The 16,785-nt window shown below is 61.5% G+C and carries 20 protein-coding genes; 3 read left to right on the forward strand and 17 right to left on the reverse strand.

Going from position 1 to position 16,785, the window contains the following annotated elements; translation table 11 throughout:
• Positions 1-153: 153 nt before the first annotated feature.
• The 9 genes from V5N12_RS11055 to V5N12_RS11095 form a co-directional block, all read right to left on the reverse strand.
• Positions 154-426 carry a hypothetical protein gene (locus tag V5N12_RS11055; RefSeq protein ID WP_332899225.1) on the reverse strand — a complete coding sequence of 91 codons (273 nt, stop codon included), beginning with the start codon at positions 424-426 and terminating at the stop codon, positions 154-156.
• Entirely contained in the window at positions 423-1,421 is a 999-nt protein-coding gene (locus V5N12_RS11060) for a DUF7490 domain-containing protein (RefSeq protein WP_332899226.1), read from the reverse strand. Before V5N12_RS11060 ends, V5N12_RS11055 begins: the two co-directional genes overlap by 4 nt.
• A 57-nt stretch (positions 1,422-1,478) precedes the next feature.
• A complete protein-coding gene (locus V5N12_RS11065; protein ID WP_332899227.1) occupies positions 1,479-2,069 on the reverse strand; it encodes an AsnC family transcriptional regulator in 591 nt (196 codons plus the stop codon).
• Between the two features lie 41 nt (positions 2,070-2,110).
• Positions 2,111-2,515 (reverse strand): cupredoxin domain-containing protein, encoded by a 405-nt coding sequence (locus V5N12_RS11070; RefSeq protein ID WP_332899228.1) that lies wholly within the window; start codon positions 2,513-2,515, stop codon positions 2,111-2,113.
• Between the two features lie 3 nt (positions 2,516-2,518).
• Complete coding sequence (locus tag V5N12_RS11075) at positions 2,519-3,730, reverse strand: ZIP family metal transporter (protein ID WP_332899229.1); 1,212 nt, start codon at positions 3,728-3,730, stop codon at positions 2,519-2,521.
• Positions 3,731-4,990, reverse strand: a complete 1,260-nt coding sequence (locus V5N12_RS11080; RefSeq protein WP_332899230.1) for a multicopper oxidase domain-containing protein — start codon at positions 4,988-4,990, stop codon at positions 3,731-3,733.
• The gene (locus V5N12_RS11085; protein ID WP_332899231.1) at positions 4,991-5,683 is read right to left on the reverse strand and encodes a metal-dependent transcriptional regulator; all 693 of its coding nucleotides are present in this window, start codon (positions 5,681-5,683) and stop codon (positions 4,991-4,993) included.
• Between the two features lie 102 nt (positions 5,684-5,785).
• A complete protein-coding gene (locus V5N12_RS11090; RefSeq protein ID WP_332899232.1) occupies positions 5,786-6,352 on the reverse strand; it encodes a peroxidase-related enzyme in 567 nt (188 codons plus the stop codon).
• Positions 6,353-6,376: 24 nt separating this feature from the next.
• Positions 6,377-6,505 (reverse strand): hypothetical protein, encoded by a 129-nt coding sequence (locus V5N12_RS11095; RefSeq protein WP_332899233.1) that lies wholly within the window; start codon positions 6,503-6,505, stop codon positions 6,377-6,379.
• A 70-nt stretch (positions 6,506-6,575) separates the two neighbouring features.
• On the opposite strand from V5N12_RS11095, the gene V5N12_RS11100 reads away from it, so the two are divergent.
• Positions 6,576-7,037: a metal-dependent hydrolase gene (locus V5N12_RS11100; protein ID WP_332899234.1), complete on the forward strand. Its 462-nt coding sequence runs from the start codon at positions 6,576-6,578 to the stop codon at positions 7,035-7,037.
• Positions 7,038-7,079: 42 nt separating this feature from the next.
• On the opposite strand, the gene V5N12_RS11105 is transcribed toward V5N12_RS11100, so the two are convergent.
• On the reverse strand, positions 7,080-7,331 hold the full coding sequence (locus V5N12_RS11105; RefSeq protein ID WP_332899235.1) for an MTH865 family protein: 252 nt from the start codon (positions 7,329-7,331) through the stop codon (positions 7,080-7,082).
• 187 nt (positions 7,332-7,518) lie between these two features.
• On the opposite strand from V5N12_RS11105, the gene V5N12_RS11110 reads away from it, so the two are divergent.
• Positions 7,519-9,291, forward strand: a complete 1,773-nt coding sequence (locus V5N12_RS11110) for an acyl-CoA dehydrogenase family protein (RefSeq protein WP_332899236.1) — start codon at positions 7,519-7,521, stop codon at positions 9,289-9,291.
• Here the strand turns inward: V5N12_RS11110 and V5N12_RS11115 are convergent, their stop codons facing one another.
• From V5N12_RS11115 to V5N12_RS11135, 5 genes are all read right to left on the reverse strand, one after another.
• The gene (locus V5N12_RS11115; protein ID WP_332899237.1) at positions 9,292-10,491 is read right to left on the reverse strand and encodes an MFS transporter; all 1,200 of its coding nucleotides are present in this window, start codon (positions 10,489-10,491) and stop codon (positions 9,292-9,294) included.
• Between the two features lie 60 nt (positions 10,492-10,551).
• On the reverse strand, positions 10,552-11,799 hold the full coding sequence (rbcL, locus tag V5N12_RS11120; protein ID WP_332899238.1) for a type III ribulose-bisphosphate carboxylase: 1,248 nt from the start codon (positions 11,797-11,799) through the stop codon (positions 10,552-10,554).
• Between the two features lie 89 nt (positions 11,800-11,888).
• Positions 11,889-12,473, reverse strand: coding sequence for a DJ-1/PfpI family protein (locus V5N12_RS11125; RefSeq protein WP_332900093.1), 585 nt, complete (start codon positions 12,471-12,473; stop codon positions 11,889-11,891).
• Between the two features lie 68 nt (positions 12,474-12,541).
• Positions 12,542-13,321: an HAD-IIA family hydrolase gene (locus V5N12_RS11130; protein WP_332899239.1), complete on the reverse strand. Its 780-nt coding sequence runs from the start codon at positions 13,319-13,321 to the stop codon at positions 12,542-12,544.
• A 46-nt stretch (positions 13,322-13,367) separates the two neighbouring features.
• Positions 13,368-13,781, reverse strand: coding sequence for a hypothetical protein (locus V5N12_RS11135; RefSeq protein WP_332899240.1), 414 nt, complete (start codon positions 13,779-13,781; stop codon positions 13,368-13,370).
• Positions 13,782-13,888: 107 nt separating this feature from the next.
• Between V5N12_RS11135 and V5N12_RS11140 the strand changes: the two genes are divergently transcribed.
• Positions 13,889-14,620 carry a class I SAM-dependent methyltransferase gene (locus V5N12_RS11140; RefSeq protein ID WP_332899241.1) on the forward strand — a complete coding sequence of 244 codons (732 nt, stop codon included), beginning with the start codon at positions 13,889-13,891 and terminating at the stop codon, positions 14,618-14,620.
• Here the strand turns inward: V5N12_RS11140 and V5N12_RS11145 are convergent, their stop codons facing one another.
• Together V5N12_RS11145 and V5N12_RS11150 are read right to left on the reverse strand one after the other, a co-directional pair.
• Entirely contained in the window at positions 14,621-16,027 is a 1,407-nt protein-coding gene (locus V5N12_RS11145; RefSeq protein WP_332899242.1) for a hypothetical protein, read from the reverse strand. It abuts the gene before it with no gap.
• On the reverse strand, positions 16,024-16,752 hold the full coding sequence (locus V5N12_RS11150) for an ABC transporter ATP-binding protein (protein ID WP_332899243.1): 729 nt from the start codon (positions 16,750-16,752) through the stop codon (positions 16,024-16,026). Before V5N12_RS11150 ends, V5N12_RS11145 begins: the two co-directional genes overlap by 4 nt.
• Between the last annotated feature and the right edge of the window lie 33 nt (positions 16,753-16,785).

Below are 16,785 nucleotides of genomic sequence, written 5' to 3' on the forward strand. Positions count from 1 at the left end.
AACTGCGAAGTTCCCCTGAGACAACAGCCCACAATGCCTCGACACAGAATTACGGATGAGGTGCCGTGACTGGAGTCGAAGATGCCGAACTGACTGCGCCTCTCGCCACGGTCGAGGACGCGGGTTACGAAGCGTCAGCGTAAGAAGAGAGAACTACGCGTTTTTGCGAAGGCGGGTGACGATGAGCGAGATGCCAATCCCGGTGAGCAGGAGAATGATGAGGTTGAACACCGCCTGAAACACCGGTTGGTAGTCGCGGGCCACCCAAATCGAGATGATGCGCCCGACGCTGAAGTAAAACTGGAGCGTCGCAATCGCCGCGAGCAGGGCGAGGCCAACGAGCGCACCCCAGTAGAGGTAGGTCGGCAGGTCATCTACGGCGGCGGTGCGAACAGCGGTCGTCGGTGATTGGTCTGAGTCACTCATTTGTGGGTTCCTCGTTTGATTAGCGTGAGCGTTGCGATGGCCACGAGCGTGGCGAGAATGCCGAAGCCGGGGCCGGATTCTTCGGTTGTCGGTGTGTCAGTTGGGTTCGGGCCGGACGGTGAATCTGTCACGAAATCACCCGACTGAAGGCCCGTATCACGTTGGGTCGTGTTCACGGACACCGTCTCGTTCGGATTCAAATTCGCCACCGAGCGAGTGTTGCCAACAATGACGCCGTCTTTCCAGAGCGTTGCGTCTAAGTAGTAGTTGTAGCCATCTGGAACGTCGAGAGTGACAGTCGGTTTCGCGGTGCGGCCGGGAGCGATTTCACCGACTTGCACGGACGCTTCGTCGGCGACGATGTTCGAATCTGCCTGTCGCGCCGTCACGAGCAGCCGGAGGTCGTCGTCCGCCACGTCGCCAGTGTTCGTCAGGTACGTAGAAACGTTGAGCGTCGCGCGGTTCTCGGAGACCGACTGAATGCGGTATTCGAGCGACGGGCGGTTTGGGAACTCGTGGAACTGTGTCGCGGAGCGTGCGTAGGTGGGCGTCAGCGTCTCAACGCCGCGAATCTCCTTCGTGCCGCGTTCGATACGTCGGTCGTTGACGTAGGCGATGGACTCGATGCGGTAGCCGCCGTTTCGCGCGACGGTGAGCGAGCCAACCGCAGAAACCTCCTTTTCTGACTCGATAGTGCCGACATCGAGCGTCGTTTCCGTTTCGACGAGTCCCGTATCGAGGTCGATGGCGCGCAACAGGATGGTCACATTGTCGGAGGGGCCACCACGGTGGCTGAGGCGGGTATCAACGGAGAGGGTGGCTGAGCCGCCGGTGACGTTGGTGGAGGTAATCGTCATCTCTTCTAAGCCGAGACGGCCCGCTGGTTCCCGGTCTAGCTCCGGATCTGCGAGTGTTCCGGGGACGAAAAATGCCGTGAGCGCGGCGACGATAACGAGAATCCCCACGCATCCGGCGAGCAGGACTTCCTTTCGCATACGGAACGATCAAGCAATTAACACATAAGCTTTGTGTGGCTGACAGCTTTGGGTGGTTCAGACGCCCTGCTTCAGTTCCTCGTAGCGGTCAGTAAAGCGCGCCTCACACGATGAGCAACAGAAATGGTAGCGATCGCCGTCGAGGACGACAGACGTTCCTTCGGCAGTGACCGTGTTGCCACACTCTGCACACTCGGGGGCGAAGGCGGCCTCGCCCACGGCGGGTTGCCACGACACGTCAGAAAGGAGGTCTACGGAGTACGATTGGATGTCGTCAAGAGCGATGGCCTCAGCGAGCAGTGCTTCGACGTTCGCCTCACCGAGGTGGCCCTGGAAGACGACGTGTCCCTCGGCCGTCGTGAACACGTGTTCGACACCATCGATGCCGAGCACGCCGGATTTGACGCGCTCTGTGGCTCCGGGCCTGACGCTGAGGTCAACCAGCATTGGAAGCCCCTCGCTGAGCCGCGAGCGGTCGAGTGAGACGGTGAAGCGTTTGATGAGGCCGAGGTCTTGGAGTCGCTCGACGCGGTCTGCAACCGTTGGCGGGGAGCGGTCTACCTCTTCTGCGATATCGCTGTAGGGGCGGCGGGCGTCTTCGACCAGCAGGCGCAAAATCGTGCGGTCGATGTCGTCGAGCGAGGTCATGATTCAGTTCACGCGAACCACGAAAAAACCAGTTTCGGCGGTTATTCGACCGAAATCGTCCCTTTCATTCCCGTTCCCTCGTGGGGGATACAGAAGTAGTCGTACCGACCCGGCACCTCGAAGGTGTGGGTGTACGTGTCGCCGGGTTCGATGAGGCCGCCGTTTACGTCTTTGCGCGCGGCCGTTTCGCTCTCGAAATCGCCGCTTGCGAAGTAGGCGGCGTCGTCCGGAATTTTCTGTTCGTAGGCCGTGACGGTGTGTCCGACTTCGCTGTCGTTGTCGAAGGTGACGGTCGTTCCTGCATCCACGGTGAGCGTTTTCGGGGTGAATTTGAAGTCTTTCATCCCGACGGTGTCGCCACGTGTGTCCCCACCGCTGCCGGTACACCCGGCGAGGGCAGTGGCAATCGTTGCGCCTGCGATCGTGAGGAAGTCGCGCCGTTCCATCTATTAGAGCACCACCAGCAAGTCAGTCGCATACATAACTACGAGTCCCGCGAGGAACCCGAGCAAGTTAAGCGAACTGCCTAGCTGGCCGTTGCGCGAAATGAGGCCGCCAATCTCCCAGACGACCTGCAAGATTGCGCCCACGCCAATGGCGAGGAACAGCGCCCCAAGCGTTGGCGAGAAGGCGAAACTGCCAATCCAACCGCCAAAGATGACGGGGATGCCAGCGAGTGCGCCCATCGCCATGAAGTGACCGAGCGACGGCCGCGACCCGCGCGTCACGGGGGCGACGACTGCGGGGCCTTCGGTCACGTTGTGGAGCATGAAGCCAACCACGAGGAACGCGCCGAGCGAGACCCGCCCGATGGCGAACGCGCTCCCGATGGCGAGGCCTTCTGCGAGGTTGTGCAGGCCAATGCCGAGCGCGACCATGTAGGCAATCCAGAGCCCAGACGGCGTGCCCGTGCCCGAGGACTTCCACTTCGTCACCGCTTGGACGATGAGGAGCGCGCCTAGGATGCCAAGGACGACGAGGAGTTGCCCCTCGAACGCCCCGGGAACCTGCTCTGCTATCTCGAACGCCTCGAAGCCCGCGTCGAACGCGAGGAAGACGAGAATCCCCACCGAGAAGGCGAGGATGGCGTGGAGCGCCCGGTCGCTCATCGACTGCATGAACGGGAACCAGAGCATGCCGAGTGCGACGGGGATGACCCCGACGAACAGGCCGATGATGGCGAGCGTCCAGAGGACGTCACCGCTCACGCCCGGACTCTGTTCGGGGGCGACGATGGTGTGGTGGATGGTCGTCCCGTCGTTCAAGACGAGCGCTGTTTCCAAGTCCCACCCGGGATTCCAGTGGTACGGTATCACCACTTGCGCAGATTCGCGTGCCCCGATAGTCCGCACTTCTTCGCCACCTTGCATCACCTGATGATTCCAGTAGGCGTCACCGACGAGCACCTGCGAGATGGTCACGTCCTCAGGACCGTTGTTCACCACGTGTAACACGATGGTGTCGTCGTTCGGAATCGTGTGATGGGTGACGGTTACGTCGGGAAGCGGCGCGCCGGAGCCTTGGAGGCCCGCGAACGGCGTCGCCACGAAGAAGCCCGCGATGACGAGTGCGAGCAGTGCAATCGGGAGGATTGCAGCTACCCAGCGTGGCAGGCCAAACGGCTTGTTGACGGTGTTGGTTCCACCGTCGCTTCTCGCCATTTAGACCACCTCGAAGAAGCTCATCCAACCAAGTTCAGCGAACTCAGACTGGTGGGCGTGGAACATGTACAAGCCGGGTTCGTGGTCCGAGTAGTCGATTTCCAGAATCCCGCGCTGTGCCTGACACTGCATCACCGTGTCCACCGTCTTCAGGGTGGGCGTGAGCATCGTCCCGTGGTCGTAGTAGTCGAAGAAGTTCGAGTGGGTGTGGAACGAGTTGATGGCGTCGAACTCGATGGCGTTTACGAGGTAAACGCGCTGGAGCTGTTGGCCATCGACCTGAATCGGGCGCTTCGTTTCGCCCGGCTCCCAGTTCCCCTTCCCGTCGGTATCGCCAACGCCGTAGGCGAACGCGCGGGTGTTCGCGGCGTACACCTCGTTGTCGCCGTCGAAGTTGGTGTCGAAGCCGTTCATGACCATCACCATCTCGTTTACGTCTTCGCCTTCATCGTACTCGTGATTCCGGCTTTCTGCTTTCGTGACGAGTTGGGAAACGAGGTCGTCGGTCATCGGCCCGTCGTAGTTGATGTAATCGCGTGGATTTTCCCGCACCCGTTCTGGGTCGGGGTCGACGATGATGACGCCGTAGAGGCCGCGGTGGATGTGCTCTTTGAGCGGCAGTGAGTGGCAGTGGTAAAACTGCACGCCACACGGCTGGGCTTTCCAGCGGTAGGTGTACGATTCGCCCGTGTCGAGGACACCCGGCCCGTTCGTGGGGATGCCGTCCATCGCCGGATTGATGTTCTTTACGTGTGGGTGGATGGTGTGGGCGTGGCGGCCAAGGTTCGTGAACTCAACTTCGATGATGTCGCCTTCCGTGACGCGAAGCGTCGGTCCCGGAACCTGTCCGTTGTAGGACCACGCGGAGAACGTGATACCGGGGGCGATTTCGATTTCGATGTCCACGGCGTTCAACTCGAAGCGACGAATCCGCTGGTCACCCTCCATGTAGACCTCTTGGGTGACGTTCTCCTGTCCATCGTAGCCCGTGTTGAACTGATAGAGGTATTCGTGGGGGTCGAACTGGTTGCCCGAATACTCGCCAACGGCCCCGAAATTCCCGTGGTGGCTGTCGCCACCACCGTGGTCGCCGTCTGCTGACGCGCCACCGCTGAACCCGGCGATACCCGCCGCACCGGCGAGTCCGAGTCCGCCGAGAACCGTTCGTCTATCAATCGATTCACCCTTGAGCGCGCCGACGAGGCGTTCTTCTAACGTCTTCGTCATCGCACCCGCCGTCTTGTAGTCGTGGGATGGCATTCACGCCACCTCGGTTGCACTTTCTGACATTGAATCACGGTCACTGACGCGGATGACGTCCGCGATGCGCTCTGAGAGCGCGACTTCGTCGCCGTCGGGGAGGCGAACCGTCACCAGTCCGATTGGCGCGACTTCGACCACATCGACCGGTGTACCGGGCAGAATCCCGGCGTCTGCGAGATATTCCAACTCGGCGGCGTTCCCGTCGCGCACTCGTTTGATGACGACGGAGTCACCAGCTTCCCGCTCCGACAGCGCGGTTCCCATGATGTCCTCGATTGGGTCGAGGTTCGCGTTCGGAATGGGCGCGCCGTGGGGGTCGACCGTCGGGTTGTCGAGCATCTCGGCAACCCGGCGCTCGAACTCTTCGCTGATGTGGTGTTCTAAGCGGTCGGCTTCGTTGTGGACTTCCGCCCAGTCGTAGCCGAGGTGTTCTGCAAGGTACGTTTCGAGCAGGCGGTGGTGGCGGAGCACTTCGAGGGCGACCGTCTCGCCTTCTGGGGTGAGGCGGACGCCTTTGTACTCCTCACGTTCGACGAGCTCGCGCGTCTCAAGCTTCTTTGCCATGCTCGTGACCGTGGGCGGTTTGACACCCAGAGCCTCTGCAATCGCGGAGGTTGAGATGGGGCCATCGGTCTCCCGCTGGAGACTGTAGATGACCTTTAGATAATCCTCCATTTTGGCGCTCAACATAGGTTTGTTTAGATGCGTCTAAACTAAATATGTGTCGGAGATATATTTTGGTTTGGTATCTACTCGTTGCGCGTGAAACAACAGAAAATCGACGGCTATTGCCTACCGCCCCATCGTGTGGAACTCGTCGTTCGGGCGCATATCTGCGAAATGTGCCATCCGATTCGAGAGGTTGAAAAACGCCGTGACGCTCCCGATGTCCCAGATAGCCCTCTCAGAAAATCCGGCGTCGCGAAGTTTTTCGAAATCGGTTTCGTCGATTTCGGCCTGTCGCTCGGTGAGCTTCACCGCCACGTCGAGCATGGCCATATGCTTGTCCGAAATCTCTGCGTTTCGATAGTTCGAGGCGACTTGGTCTGCGAGGAGGGGTTGGTCGCTGAACAGCCGCAACAGCGCGCCGTGGGCGACGATGCAGTAGTAACAATCGTTTGCGCCGCTCGCGGCGACGATTATCATCTCAATCTCTTCGCGGGTGAGGTCGGTGTCAGAAACGAGCGCGTCGTAGTAGGCGAAAAACGCCCGGAAGTGCGATGGGCGGTAGGCGTAGGCCATGAACACGTTCGGCGTGAAACCGGCCTTATCGGTCTCTTCTTCGATGCGCTCTCTGAGGTCTGCTGGCAGGTCATCGAGGTCGGGCACCGGAAACCGCGTCATGGGTTCTTGTGGCATAAGTTACATGCCACTCGCCCGCGCTTAGCCCTTCCCCCGGACGCGGGTGAGCGCGAGCAGCGCGCCGTAGACGAGCAGCCCACAGGCGAACAGCGCGGCGGCAATCGCAAAGGGACCAAACGTTGCGACAATCGGGTCGATGAGACCGGCCATGGGAGACCTAACGGCCGGAGCGACAAAGCCAGCCCGGAAGTTTATCTGTGAGAACGCAAATACGCCGGGTATGTACGCGACTGGCCACTACGGCGCGGCACTCCTCGTCTACGCGCCCCTCGGCGTCGCGCTGGCGCTGAGTGGACAGTTCGAACTCGCCGTCCTCGGCGGGGCGGGGATGCTTGCCCTCGCCACGCTCCCCGACATCGACATCAGAACGCCACTCGTCCCACACCGCGGCCCGACCCACACCGTACTGTTCGCCCTCCTCGTCGGCGCGGGACTCGGCTGGGTGACCCTTCGGCTCACGAATCCCACGCTCGCCACCTTCGGGTTTCTCGTTGGCACCCTCTCTATCACCTCCCACCTGCTCGCAGACTGGATTACGCCAATGGGCATCAAACCGTTCTGGCCGCTCTCGCGGCGCAGCTACTCGCTGGGTCTGACGACGGCAAAAAATCCCGTGGCGAACTACCTGCTGTTCGGCCTCGGCGTGTTCGTCACGGTGGTCGCGCTGCTGGTCATACTTTAAGAATTGGTGGACGGGTCACCGACTGAACGCGAGTCTGTCCGGTTAGATGTAGTCGTTCGCTTCGAGCTGTTCTAAGATGTCGTCGACGAAGGCTTCTGGGCTGTCGTATGGGAAGTCGCCGCCGCTGATTTTCGTGTTGAGCTCCATCGCCGTCATGGAGAAGTCACCGGACTCGAACTTCGTCGCCGGGCCGTTCGGGAGTGCTGGAACGAGGTCCATCGGGCTGGAGATTGGGTAGTTTGCACCTTCGAAGGCGTCAATCATCTGCTGGCGAAGTTCTGCTTTGTCAGCCATAACAAGCTATCACTGGCCCTCCGCAATGAAAAAACATTCGAGAACACCAGTTTTACCCGTTGTTTGGAGTTGTTTTCGCCGTCGAACACACCCGACGACGGGCGATATTGTTTCAGTCATTGTAGTGTTGAAACAACGCTCTGAACGGGCACAATGATTTTTGGTAACACATCGAGAAGCCTCACGCATGTCACAGGAACCCGTTGACTACTCCCAGTTCGAGGAAGGTCGCCACCTGAACTACTGGGAGGGAGACGAAACCGTCCAATTCGAGGCCCGACGAACGTATCCAGCCGACGAGTTTGCGTGGGCGGAATCGCGACTCAGCGAGTTTGGCCACGTCGTCGGCCACACCATCGCGGACAACGCAGACCTCATTGACAAACACGGCCCGGAGCTTCGAACCTACTCGAAACACGGCGAGGTGATAAACGAAGTCGACTATCACCCAAAGCAAACAGAGAACGAACGCCTCGCCTACGAGGCGGGCATCGTCGCAGATTCCTTCGAGGCTCCCGAGGGTCGTACTTCTCCGCTCTGTCTTACGCACAACCTGACGATGGACCTGCTGCTCTCGTATGCAGACCCCGGCTTCACCTGTCCGGTGGCGATGACCGCGGGCGTCGCGCTCGTGCTCCAGAAGTTCGGAGACGGCACGACCGAACAGTTCTACGAGGGACTCACGAGCAAGAACCACGACACCCTCAAAGAGGGGGCGATGTTCCTCACCGAAAAGCAGGGTGGGAGCGACGTGGGCGCAAACGAAACCATCGCCGAGAAGGCAGCAGACGGCACCTACCGGCTCACCGGCGAGAAGTGGTTCTGCTCGAACATCGACGCGCAAGCCACGCTCGCGCTCGCCCGCAGGCCAGACGCGCCCGAAGGCACGAAAGGCCTCTCGCTGTTTCTCGTCCCTCATCGCCTCGACAACGGCGACCTGAATGCCGCCATCTACCGACGCCTGAAAGACAAACTGGGAACCACCAGCGTGCCCACGGGCGAAGTCGAGTTCCACGGCGCGACCGGCTACCTCGTCGGCAAACCCGAACAGGGCTTCCGATACATGACCGAGATGCTCAATTTAGAACGCCTCTCGAACGCCTTTGCGTCGGTGGGCGTGATGGGGCGGTGTCTCCTCGAAAGCAAGATTCACGCCGCAAACCGCGAGGCGTTCGGGAAGCCCATCGACGAGTACCCGCTCATGCGCCGCGACCTCGTGGACATGGCCGTCGAGTACGAAGCTGCCGCCGCGTTTTCGTTTGAGGCCGCCCGCCAACTCGACATCCGAGAGCGAACCGACGGCGAGAACGCAGAAGCCGCGTTCAAAGCCATGCGCGTCCTTGTCCCGATTGCGAAGTACAAAACCGGGCGCATGGCCGTCGATACCGCGTCTTACGCCTGCGAGATACTCGGCGGCAACGGCTACGTCGAAGAGTTCGTCACCCCGCGACTGCTCCGGGACGCGCAAGTGCTCCCTATCTGGGAGGGCACCTCGAACATCCTCTCGCTCGACGTGATCCGAGGCATGGCCCGCGAACAGTCCCACGAGGGCGTGATTGCGCTCATAAATGGGTGGCTCGACAGTGTCGAACACACCCATCTCGAATCGCTCAAAGCCACCGTCGAGAGCGAGGTTGCGTCGCTCAATGCGGCGTTCGCCACTCTCGCCAAAGAAGACGAAGAGTACGCCCAACTGCACGCGAAGAAACTCGCAGACTACATCTTCGACGTGGTGACCGCCGCGCTCCTGCTTGCGGAGGCGCAGTCACAACTCGACGCGGAAGACAATGCGCGAAAATCCCTCGTCGCCCAGCGCTTCATTGAAACCCGGTTCGACACCCGCGAGGCGCGCGGAATCACCTCGGGCAGTCGCTTTGCGGTCGAACAGTTCGATGCCATCGTCAGATATGCCACAGTCGAACCCGACACGCTCGTCGAGTCGACGCCCGCAGACGACTAATCAGGTCGAAAGCGTCGCGCCCGCACCCAGAATTATCACGCCGCCGACGGTCAACAAGATGAGTCCGGGGACGAACGAATCGGTCGCCGTTTCGAGCGAGCCAATCAGGAACGGGCCGAGGAAGCCACCGATTTCTCCAACCGTGAACACGAGGCCGACTGCCGTCCCCGTGAGTTCCGGGCCGACGCCATCTAACTCGACAGGAATTGAGCGCACGAGTGGCGAGAGCGCGCCAATACCGACACCGATGACGAGCGCGCCCGCAACCGCCGCCGTGCCACCGAGGCCGGGAACCCACATCCCGAGCGTGCCAACCGTCGTGACCGCCCCGATACCGAACACGATTGTTCGATTGGAAAGCCGCGAGACGAACACCGGGATGGCGAGCGCGCCGAGAATCTGTGCGCCGACCATCCCGCTCGTAATCGTCGCCGCGAGCGTGGGCGCAATGCCGCGATATTCGAGAATCGTCGCGAGCCAGCCCTGAATCCCGTGGAGGATGAACAGGTACATCGTCCCGATGACGATGACGCTCAGCATGCCCGGCGTGGTGAGTACCGCGCGAACGTTGGTGCGCGCAGAGTCGTGTTCGTCAGCAGGAGGTGCGTCGAGGTCAGCGCCGCTCGTCCCACGAGTGACGAGAAACCAACCGAGTGAAAAAAGGATGCAGGTGACGCCACCCCAGAAGAACACGGGTCGCCAGCCGCCGAGTGCCGGGCCGAGGACGCCGCGGCCGAGCGAGAACGCCGCCGCGACGCCGAGGTACGAGCCAATCATGTAGGCCGAAGACGCGACCCCGACGCGCTCTGCGGTGTAGAGTTTCGAGACGAGTTTCGGAAGGCCAAACGTGATGCCTGTCCCGCCAAGGCCAAGCAACAGCGTCGGGAGCAACAGCGTCCAGAAGTCAGTCGCGTAGCCCCGGAAAATCTGGGCGACGCCGAAAATCAGGAGCGCGAAACCGACGCTCCGGCGCGGGCCGATTCGGTCTACGATGACGCCGCTCATCACCGAGAGGGGAATGTAGGACAGCGGAATCGCACCCGCCAGAAAGCCGGCTTCGGCCGACGTGAGCGAGAGCTCGGTCGAAATCGGGACGAGGAATGCGGGCAGTGAAAACCAAACGAACATCAACGCGAGATACGCGAGACTCCCGAGCGCGAGGAGGACAGTAGCGCGCCGCGAAGCCAGTGACTGTGCCATCGATACCCACACGTCGGGGTCGTGCCTAATCAAACAGCGGGTGGCGGCAGGTCCGACGGCTTACCGTGGCGTTTGGGTGCCCCACTTGTCGAGGGCGATTTTCAGTTCGGGGTGGGTTTCTGCGTACTCAGCGAGCGGGATGCCCTCCATCGAGGCATCGACCGATTGGCGGAACGCCTTCGCGCCCGCGGCGGTGCCGTCGGGGTGTCCGTGGATACCCCCACCGGCCTGGATGATTAGGTTCGAGCCGAGGCGGTTGATGAGTTCGTCTATGATACCGGGGTGCAACCCGCCGGAGGCGACTGGCAACACGTCTTTCATCCCGTAGAGGTCTGACTGGAGCCAGTCGTTGATGCCCGCCGTATCTTCGTTTTCGAGTTTTCCCAAATCCGCGGTTCCAGTGTGGATGTGGTCAACGCCGACCAGCCGCGAGATTTGGGCGATGACGCGCATCGAGACGCCTTGGTCTGGGTGGCGGTCGAACGCGGCGTGCATCGCGCGGTGGGCGTGGATGGCGAGGCCCAAGTCCTCACAGCGACGGCGCACGGTCTGGACGCTCGCCCAACCCGCGGTCACGACATCGACCATGACGAACTTGCCGCCGTGGTCTGCGACGAACTCGGCGCGCCGGAGCATCTCGTCGGTCTCCGCGGTGATGTTCACGAGGTAGTCTTTGCGCTCGCCGGTCTCCTCCTGGGCTTTGTCGCGGAGTTCGAGCGACCGGGCAACGCGTTCTTCGAACGGGTTGAACGCTTGGTCGGTGAGGTTCTCGTCGTCTTTCAGCAAATCGACGCCGCCTAGCCACGCGTCGTAGCCGATTTGGGCGTGCGACTCGGTGTGCAGACCGACTTTCGGCTTCGGGACGGTCGCCGTCACGGGACGGCCGTGCGCCGACAGGAGTTCCGTGGCGACCGACGAGCCGAACTGCGGGCCGGGGAAGCCTTCGACGAGGGCTTCCGGCCACTCACAGTCTTCGAGGCGGATGGAGTCGACTGCCTTCATCCCCATGATGTTCCCCGCGATACACGAGAGAATCTGGGGCATGTTCCCCGGTTCGAACAGCGCTTCGGGATAGGCGACGCGAACGGTGTTTCCTGAGAGGTCAAAGGCGGTGGCACTGAGTTCGGTCACACCGGCTTCGACCTGCAACTCGGCCCACGTCCCGTTCGAACTCTCGGAGGCGACCCGCGCGGCGGCGTCCTCCATGCTCATCCCCTCGCCGGGGTGGAGCCGGAACGTGCAGACAAGGTCTGTCTCTACGGGTTCGTAGTCGAGGTCGAGGAAATCTGAATACTCAATCCCTGTCATACCGATTACATTCGACGGCCGAGTGTATAGCGTTTGTTGCGACTCAGTCGCGTTATTTTGACGCCCTACAATGCGAAAAATTGAGTGGGTTAGTCGTCTGCGGCCGCCGGCTCTTTGTGCTCGATGGTCGTTCCGAGCACGTCTAAGAACTGCGCGAGCCACTCTTGGTGGTCTGGCCACGCCTGGCCCGTGACGAGGTTTCCGTCGGTCGTCACGCGGTCTTCCCACTGCCCGCCCGCGGCGAGTACGTCGGGTTTCACCGCTGGGTACGACGTGCAGTGTTTCCCCGAAAGCACGTCCGCGGCGGCGAGAATCTGCGGGCCGTGACAGAGCGCGGCGATTGGTTTGTTCGCCGTGGCGAAGTGCCGGACGATGTCGAGCACTTCCTCGTTCAGCCGCAGATACTCAGGCGCTCGCCCGCCGGGAATGACGAGCGCGTTGTAGTCTGCCGGGTCAATGTCCGCAAACGTCGCGTTCAACGTGAAGTTGTGACCGGGCTTTTCGGTGTAGGTCTGGTCGCCTTCGAAGTCGTGGATGGCCGTCTTCACGGTGTCACCGTCTGCCTTCTCCGGGCAGACCACGTGCACCTCATGGCCCACCATCTGGAGGGCTTGGAACGGAACCATCACTTCGTAGTCTTCGACAAAATCGCCGGTGAGTTCGAGGATTTTCATGTGTTCCACCGTGCACCCCTCTGTGCACACCTACTCCATGTGCATTGTTCCCAATAAACGTGGCCGACTCAGAACACTTCGTCGATGTCCGCGAGTGAGTCGATGACGTAATCGGGTTCGACCGCCACCGCATCGCGGTTTTCGGCGGTCGTCACGCCCGAGCGCACGAGCACCGTCGTCATCCCCACGCGAGCGCCCATGGTGATGTCCGTGTGGAGGCTGTCGCCGATGACGAGACACTCGTCGGGTTCGACGCCAAGCCGCGAGAGTGCCAATTCTGCGGCCTCTTCTGAAGGTTTGCCGAGGACGTGGTCAACCGAGCGCTCTGCGACGCCTTCGATGGCGTGAATGATGGCTCCAGAGCCGGGAATCAGCCGTCCGTCACCGATGGGAACCCGCCGGTCTGGGTCGGTGCCGATGAACGCCGCACCGTCCTGAATCGCCCAGAGTGCCTTGGTGAGCTTTCGGTAGTCGAACTCCTTGTCCCACGACCCGACCAGTACGTCGGCTGCGTGCGGGTCGTCGGTGAGCGTCAATCCGGCGGCTTCCAGTTGCGAGATGAGTCCAGCGTCACCGATGACGAACACTTCGCCGTCTGCGTAGTTCGAGACGAGGTACGACGCGGTGACGGTCGCAGAGGAGGCGATTTCGGCTTCGGAAACCGAGAGCCCGTGGCCAGCCAGTCGCGCTTCGTACTCCGCGGGCGATTTGGTCGGGTTGTTCGAGAAAAAAAGGAGGTTCAGGTCGGCGTGACGGAGGCGGTCGATACCGCGGTCTGCGCCGGGAATCAGCTGTTTCCCTCGGTACACCGTTCCGTCCAAATCTACGACGGCTCCGCGATAGGTCATTACCCGTCGTAGGCACGCCGAGTGATTAACTCCAAGGGTCGAACCATCAGTCGAACCAACAGCGCGCGTGCAGGTCTTTTTCTAGCATAAACGAGTCCGCCCGGTAGAACAGCGTAGCGTACTCTTTTACGAACGCATCCGAAGTCGGCCCGGAGTAGATGACGCCTTCGAGGACGACCTGAGAATCGGGTTCTGTGGGAGCGATGACGCGGCCGTGGGCGGACAGCATGCCTTCGCGTTCGGGAACCGCCTCGGCGTAGCGTTCCATGAATTCGACCATTTTCGCCATCGTTGGCGACCGTCCGCTTCGTGCGTCGGGATGCATGTATCCACCGGCAAGCAGCGCGCGTGCGTCTGCGGGCGAAAGCCCCTCGAATTTCACCTCAGGGCCAGTCACACTCCAGTCGATTTCGTGGCCGAACACGATGCGTTCGCGGCCAGCGTCAGTCACGAGGTTCACACCGCTGGTTGGGCGCGGGGGCAAATGGCGGTTTCGCGGGTGCCCAAATCTAAATAATCTCTCCATGCCAACACAGGCCCATGCGAGGGGCAGACTCAAAGCAGGATGTGGCAACAGCATTTGGTCGAGCCAGCACGGGGTATCGCGACAGTCCGGTCCATCGCGGCGGCCGTGACCTCAGCTTGCTGAGCGAGTGGGCGAGCGAGGCAACCCTCGCGCTCGACATCGCAACCGGTGCGGGCCACACCGCAAACGCGCTCATGCGCACCGGCGTCGAAGAGGTGCTCGTGCTCGACCTCACCCGCGAGATGGTGGAGATGGCCCAGTCGTCGTTTCCGCTGCTCCGCGGTGTCGTGGGCGACGCAGAGGCGCTGCCGTTTGCCGACAATACGTTCGACGCTGTTTCCTGTCGTATCGCTGCCCATCACTTCCCCGACCCCGCGACGTTCGTTTCAGAGGTCGCCCGCATCCTCGCCCCGGGCGGCGTGTTCGTCCTCGAAGACAACGTCGCCCCCGAAGACGAAGCTCTCGCAGAATTCTTGAACACCGTCGAAGCCATCCGCGACCCAACGCACGTCGAAAGCTACCCAGAACAGACGTGGCGCGACTGGCTCTCCGCTGCTGGATTCGTCGTCGAAGAAACCGCATGGGTGCGTCGTACCATCGAATTCGATAGCTGGGTTGACCGGATGAACGTCCCAGAAGACCGCCTCTCAGAGCTCCAAGAACTCTTTGACAAAGCCCCGAACGCCGCGCGGCGCTACTTCGACATCTGGTATGCAGAGAACGGCGTGGCGTCGTTCACGACGCCGAAACTGCTCGTCCGCGCTCGTCTCTAACTAATTTTCTTGGCGCAGGCGGCGCTCCCAGCGTGGCCCGGCACGATTGAGAAGCACCCAGCCGCCGCCAGCCGCGAGTATGGCGAGTCCCACCGAGCCACCGGTCGTGACAAGCGGCGAGACGCTGTGAGCGAGCGAGGCGACGAGCAACGGGACGGCGACGAGCGCGATGGCGACGCCGAACAGCACGAATCGCGGCGTATCGAACAAGAGGTCGTTCGGAGCGAGGCCGGTGAGCCACGCCGACACGCCGAAGACGTAGACCGAAACGAGCGGGAAGATGACAAAGCCAGAGGCGACGCTCGTCACGTTGAACGCAAGCTCAGCGCCGACGAGGAACGCGAGCGAGACGGGAATCGTGAGGATGAGGAAGGCGTAGAACTTCGCGCGAAACACCCGCGAAAACGTAATCGGATAGTGGAGATACTCGCTCGCGTCGTCGAATTGAGTCACCCAAGCGTAGGTGGTGAACGACCCAAGCCCGAGGAGCGTCCCGAGGGCGATTCCCGCCCCCGGACGGATGGCGGTAGCCTCTGCGACTTTGTCGAGTAAGAAGGCGGTCGTCCCGAAGATGATGGCCGCGGAGATGACCACCTTCCAGAACGACCCACTGGAGCGTCCCACGTCGGTAATCGCCCGTGAGACGAGGTGCGGGTCGCGTCCCGGCAACCGGGTTTTCAACCCGGCGAGCCGAGAGGAGGGTGTTCGGTGGGCGCGTTCGGTGCGCGGTTTGAACAGCGCGAGGCCGATAGCACCAAGCGCGAGGAGGATGAGACAGCCGAATCCGGCGCTCACAAGCGTCGCCTGCTCTGGAAGGCCGAGCGTGAAGAGTGCGTAAATCGGGTTCCGAACCAGTACGATGAGCGCGCCCGCGCCGACGAGGAATGCGAGGAGAACGGATTTCCCGCGCGTCGACACTGCCGCGGCGGCAAATGAGAGCGCGACGCCGACGCCGAACGCTTCTGCGACGGTCACCCACAGCAGAAGGATGCGCAGGGGTGACTGGCCCGCCTGTAGCGCGAACGGCGCGTACGCGAGCACGACAGGGGTGATGTACAGGAAGATGTAGTACACGAGGTCTTTTGCGAGAAACGTGGCGAGCAAGCGGCGTTGTGAGAGCGGGAGGGTGCGTGCAGAAAAGACGAGTAAGGTGATGTCACCAAGCAAATTTTCGAGCGCATCGCGGCCAACGAAGCCAATCGTCCCGACCTGTAGTCCAAGGAAGAACACGATGATGTGGAGGCCAAGCGCGAGGCTCTCGACGCTGGTGCCGGTGAGCGTCAAAAACCAGTAGCTCACCCCGCAGATGAGTCCGATGAACAGCGGAAACAGGGCGAATCGCCCGGAGCCGAACAACCGGCTATGGAGCCGCCACTCCTCTCTCAGCATTCGGTAGAACAGGCTCATTGTAGCGCCTCTGCCTTTGCTGCGTCCACCTCAGAGAGAAAGTAGTCGAGCAGCCCCGTGCCGCTTTTGAGCGTTCGTGGGTCACACTCTGCGGCGAGTTCCCCCTCCGTGAGGATGCCCACGTCCGTACAGATTTCCTCTGCCACGCTGATGAAATGCGTCGAGAGAAACAGCGTGTTGCCCACGTCGCAGTAATCGACGAACAGCCGTTTGACGCGCTCTTGCATGATTGGGTCTAAGTTCACGAGCGGTTCGTCGATGAACACGACCTGTGGGTCGTGGACGAACGCTTGGGCGAGCATGACGCGCTGGCGTTCGCCCTCAGAGAGGTCTGTCGAAAGCGTATCGAGGCGGTCTTCGAAGCCGAGGCGGTCGGCCCAGCGCGCGATTTGGTACTCCGGGTCGTCTAAGTTGCGCACCTCCGAGACGAAGGTCAGGTATTCTCGTGGCGTCATGAAACTCGGCGGGTCTTCGCGTTCGGGGAGAATACCGACGTTCTCGCGTACCGCTACGGGGTCTGCGACGGGGTCGATGTCGAGAACGCGCGCACTCCCGGATGTGGGGACGAGCTGGCCGGTGAGAATAGAGAGCGTCGTGGTCTTCCCGGAGCCGTTTGGGCCGAGCAGGCCGTAGAGCGAGCCGTGTTCGACGGAGAGTGAGAGGTCTCTGAGTGCCGCAAAGCCGTCGTACTCCTTCGTAAGCGAGGTGGTTTCGATGGCGGGCATTACTGGCGACATGAACGCCGCTGAACATAACTA

This window comes from Haladaptatus sp. CMSO5 (assembly GCF_036689885.1).
In the GTDB taxonomy this organism is placed as follows: domain Archaea; phylum Halobacteriota; class Halobacteria; order Halobacteriales; family Halococcaceae; genus QDMS2.

What these genes read in the sequence shown, in the direction of transcription:
- V5N12_RS11055 (WP_332899225.1), bottom strand. Translation starts at nt 426, where the DNA reads ATGAGTGACTCAGACCAATCACCGACGACCGCTGTTCGCACCGCCGCC.
- V5N12_RS11060 (WP_332899226.1), bottom strand. Translation starts at nt 1,421, where the DNA reads ATGCGAAAGGAAGTCCTGCTCGCCGGATGCGTGGGGATTCTCGTTATC.
- V5N12_RS11065 (WP_332899227.1), bottom strand. Translation starts at nt 2,069, where the DNA reads ATGACCTCGCTCGACGACATCGACCGCACGATTTTGCGCCTGCTGGTC.
- V5N12_RS11070 (WP_332899228.1), bottom strand. Translation starts at nt 2,515, where the DNA reads ATGGAACGGCGCGACTTCCTCACGATCGCAGGCGCAACGATTGCCACT.
- V5N12_RS11075 (WP_332899229.1), bottom strand. Translation starts at nt 3,730, where the DNA reads ATGGCGAGAAGCGACGGTGGAACCAACACCGTCAACAAGCCGTTTGGC.
- V5N12_RS11080 (WP_332899230.1), bottom strand. Translation starts at nt 4,990, where the DNA reads ATGCCATCCCACGACTACAAGACGGCGGGTGCGATGACGAAGACGTTA.
- V5N12_RS11085 (WP_332899231.1), bottom strand. Translation starts at nt 5,683, where the DNA reads ATGTTGAGCGCCAAAATGGAGGATTATCTAAAGGTCATCTACAGTCTC.
- V5N12_RS11090 (WP_332899232.1), bottom strand. Translation starts at nt 6,352, where the DNA reads ATGCCACAAGAACCCATGACGCGGTTTCCGGTGCCCGACCTCGATGAC.
- V5N12_RS11095 (WP_332899233.1), bottom strand. Translation starts at nt 6,505, where the DNA reads ATGGCCGGTCTCATCGACCCGATTGTCGCAACGTTTGGTCCCTTTGCG.
- V5N12_RS11100 (WP_332899234.1), top strand. Translation starts at nt 6,576, where the DNA reads ATGTACGCGACTGGCCACTACGGCGCGGCACTCCTCGTCTACGCGCCC.
- V5N12_RS11105 (WP_332899235.1), bottom strand. Translation starts at nt 7,331, where the DNA reads ATGGCTGACAAAGCAGAACTTCGCCAGCAGATGATTGACGCCTTCGAA.
- V5N12_RS11110 (WP_332899236.1), top strand. Translation starts at nt 7,519, where the DNA reads ATGTCACAGGAACCCGTTGACTACTCCCAGTTCGAGGAAGGTCGCCAC.
- V5N12_RS11115 (WP_332899237.1), bottom strand. Translation starts at nt 10,491, where the DNA reads ATGGCACAGTCACTGGCTTCGCGGCGCGCTACTGTCCTCCTCGCGCTC.
- rbcL (WP_332899238.1), bottom strand. Translation starts at nt 11,799, where the DNA reads ATGACAGGGATTGAGTATTCAGATTTCCTCGACCTCGACTACGAACCC.
- V5N12_RS11125 (WP_332900093.1), bottom strand. Translation starts at nt 12,473, where the DNA reads ATGAAAATCCTCGAACTCACCGGCGATTTTGTCGAAGACTACGAAGTG.
- V5N12_RS11130 (WP_332899239.1), bottom strand. Translation starts at nt 13,321, where the DNA reads ATGACCTATCGCGGAGCCGTCGTAGATTTGGACGGAACGGTGTACCGA.
- V5N12_RS11145 (WP_332899242.1), bottom strand. Translation starts at nt 16,027, where the DNA reads ATGAGCCTGTTCTACCGAATGCTGAGAGAGGAGTGGCGGCTCCATAGC.
- V5N12_RS11150 (WP_332899243.1), bottom strand. Translation starts at nt 16,752, where the DNA reads ATGCCCGCCATCGAAACCACCTCGCTTACGAAGGAGTACGACGGCTTT.